Raw genomic sequence first — 2,702 nt, 5'->3', positions numbered from 1 at the left:
CAGACCCGGAATCTCGAGATTCCGGGTTCGATGCTCTCGCATCGCCCCGGAATGACGAACTATGTTCGTCAGCTCGCCGCCGCGGTCGTCACGGTGTCGCGCTGGCGCTTCATGACGATCTTGTTGAGCGCGCCGAGATAGGCTTTGGCGGAAGCCACCAGCGTATCCGGATCCGCCGCGCGCGCCGTCATCGCACGCCCCTCCTGCGACAGCCGCACCGAGACTTCCGCCTGCGCGTCGGTGCCTTCGGTCACCGCGTGGACCTGATACAGCTCCAGCTTGGCCTCGTGCGGGACCAGGCGCTTGATGCAGTTGAACACCGCATCGACCGGACCGTTGCCCTCGGCTTCTTCGATCTTGATCTGGCCGTCGACGTCCAGCTTCATGGTCGCGCGCTGCGGACCGTGGGTGCCGGCGATCACGGTCAGCGAGGTCAGCTTGATGCGGTCGTGGGACGCTGCCATCTCCTCGTCGACCAGCGCCTCGATGTCCTCGTCGTAGATGTCCTTCTTGCGGTCGGCCAGCGCCTTCATCCGCGTGAACGCATCTTCCAGCTGGTTCGGGCCGAGCTTGTAGCCCATCTCCTCCAGCTTGTGCACGAAGGCATGGCGGCCGGAGTGCTTGCCGAGCACCAGCGAGGACTGCTTCAGGCCGACCATTTCGGGCCGCATGATCTCGTAAGTCGAGGCGTCCTTCAGCACGCCGTCCTGGTGGATGCCGCTCTCATGCGCGAACGCGTTCCGGCCGACGATCGCCTTGTTGTACTGGACGGGAAACGAGGTCGCCGCCGACACCACCTTGGAGGCCCGGGTGAGCTGGGTGGTGTCGATCTTGTTCCAGTACGGGAATTTGTCGTTGCGGACATTGATCGCCATCACGATCTCTTCGAGCGCCGCGTTGCCGGCGCGCTCGCCGATACCGTTGATGGTGCACTCGACCTGGCGCGCGCCGCCGACGACGCCGGCCAGCGAGTTCGCGACCGCCATGCCGAGGTCGTTATGGCAGTGCACGGAGAACACGGCCTTGTCCGAGTTCGGCACGCGCTCGATCAGCGTCTTCATGAAGTGGGTGTATTCCTCCGGCACCGTGTAGCCGACGGTGTCGGGGATGTTCACCGTGGTGGCGCCGGCCTTGATGACGGCTTCGACGATCCGGCACAGGTAGTCCATCTCGCTGCGGGTGCCGTCCTCGGCCGACCATTCGACGTCGTCGATCTGGTTGCGGGCGCGGGCGACCATGGCGACCGAGGTCTCCAGCACTTCTTCCGGCGTCTTGTTCAACTTCACCCGCATGTGCAACGGCGAGGTCGCGATCACAGTGTGGACGCGGCCGCGCTTGGCGAACTTCACCGCTTCGGCGCAGCGGTCGATGTCGGCCGGATGGGCGCGGGACAGGCCGGCGATGACGGCATTCTTCGAGCGGCGGGCGATCTCGCTCACAGCTTCGAAGTCACCCTGCGAGGTGATCGGGAAGCCGGCTTCGATGACGTCGACCCCCATATCGTCCAGCAACTCGGCGACCTCGAGTTTCTCCTCGAAGGTCATGGTGGCGCCGGGGCACTGCTCGCCGTCGCGCAAGGTGGTGTCGAAAATGATGACGCGGTCCTTGTCGGACTTGTTCGCGGGGGCCATTGCAAATTTCCTTTTGAGCTTTTGCGCCGTCAGTCTGCTGGGCGCTTGAGGTGTCCGGTGATCTCGACCAACCCCTGAGTGCCCAGGCGCGTCGCGCCCAGCCGGCCCTCAGGGGCAAGTAAGAAGGAGGCCGCCAATAAGGAGGGTGGGCAGCAGTGCGGCCGGGATCGTGGCGGCGGCCAGAGCCACCTCCCCCGAAATCCCATCAATTCGGCCGCGAATCAGCATTGCCAGACCCTTTTGAGCCCCAAATCCTCGGTCAAAACCGTTGACGGTTGGTTGCCGGGAGGCTCAGTGACCCGTTTCTAGACGAGAAATAGCAGCAACTGCAACGCCAAAAGATGGTCAGGGGACCTGACCTGGCTGCAGGGTCTCGTGTCCCGGACGCGCTGCAACGCGAAGCGTTGCTGCGCAGAGCCGGGACCCAGTCGGCGGCACGGCACAACGCGGATAGATGGGCCCCGGCTCTGCAGCGCACCACTTCCGGACGATGCTTCGCATCGCCGGCAGCGCTGCGCCGCGTCCGGGGCACGAGAGCGGAATCTGGCGCACGCTTTCTCGACACCGTCATTGCGATGCTTCAATACACATCCCAGCGTGCAGTGCCGTAGGGTGGGCAAAGGCGCACAGCGCCGTGCCCACAATCTCCCTCCATGAGCAACAAGGCGTGGGCACGCTTCCGCTTTGCCCACCCTACGATATCGAGTTTGTGGCACACAGCTCAAGTCGCGGACGCGCCTTCTCGTCCTCGCGGCTGAATTCACCCGAGCTTTGCTTGGTCTCGCCACCCTCCAATCCAAGAGGGCGCAGGGAAGGCCGGGTGCTGGCTCGCACCCGCGGTCCGCTGCGCGAAATGCACACGCAGAAAGAACCGCACAGCAGCATACAGGTGGTGCCGATCACTCGGCCTTCCCTGCGCAGTGGCTGGACGGCTTATGCCGTGATCTCCCGGGAGCCGACCATTCCTTCTGGCCTCCCTCGCCCCGCGAATTGGATGATGCAGTCTGCCCGGTTGGGCTCGCTCGCACCTTCGCGGAAGGCTTGACCGTAGCAACGACGGCCAGGACCACA

At 64.5% G+C, this 2,702-nt stretch carries 1 protein-coding gene; it reads right to left on the bottom strand.

The features are described 5' to 3' along the window. Positions 1–68: 68 nt before the first annotated feature. Complete coding sequence (locus IC66_RS0139930; RefSeq protein ID WP_038951209.1) at positions 69–1,631, bottom strand: 2-isopropylmalate synthase; 1,563 nt, start codon at positions 1,629–1,631, stop codon at positions 69–71. Between the last annotated feature and the right edge of the window lie 1,071 nt (positions 1,632–2,702).

This window comes from Bradyrhizobium genomosp. III (genome assembly GCF_000261705.1).
Lineage (GTDB): Bacteria > Pseudomonadota > Alphaproteobacteria > Rhizobiales > Xanthobacteraceae > Bradyrhizobium > Bradyrhizobium ottawaense.
This window is presented reverse-complemented; position numbering and strand designations above follow the sequence as displayed.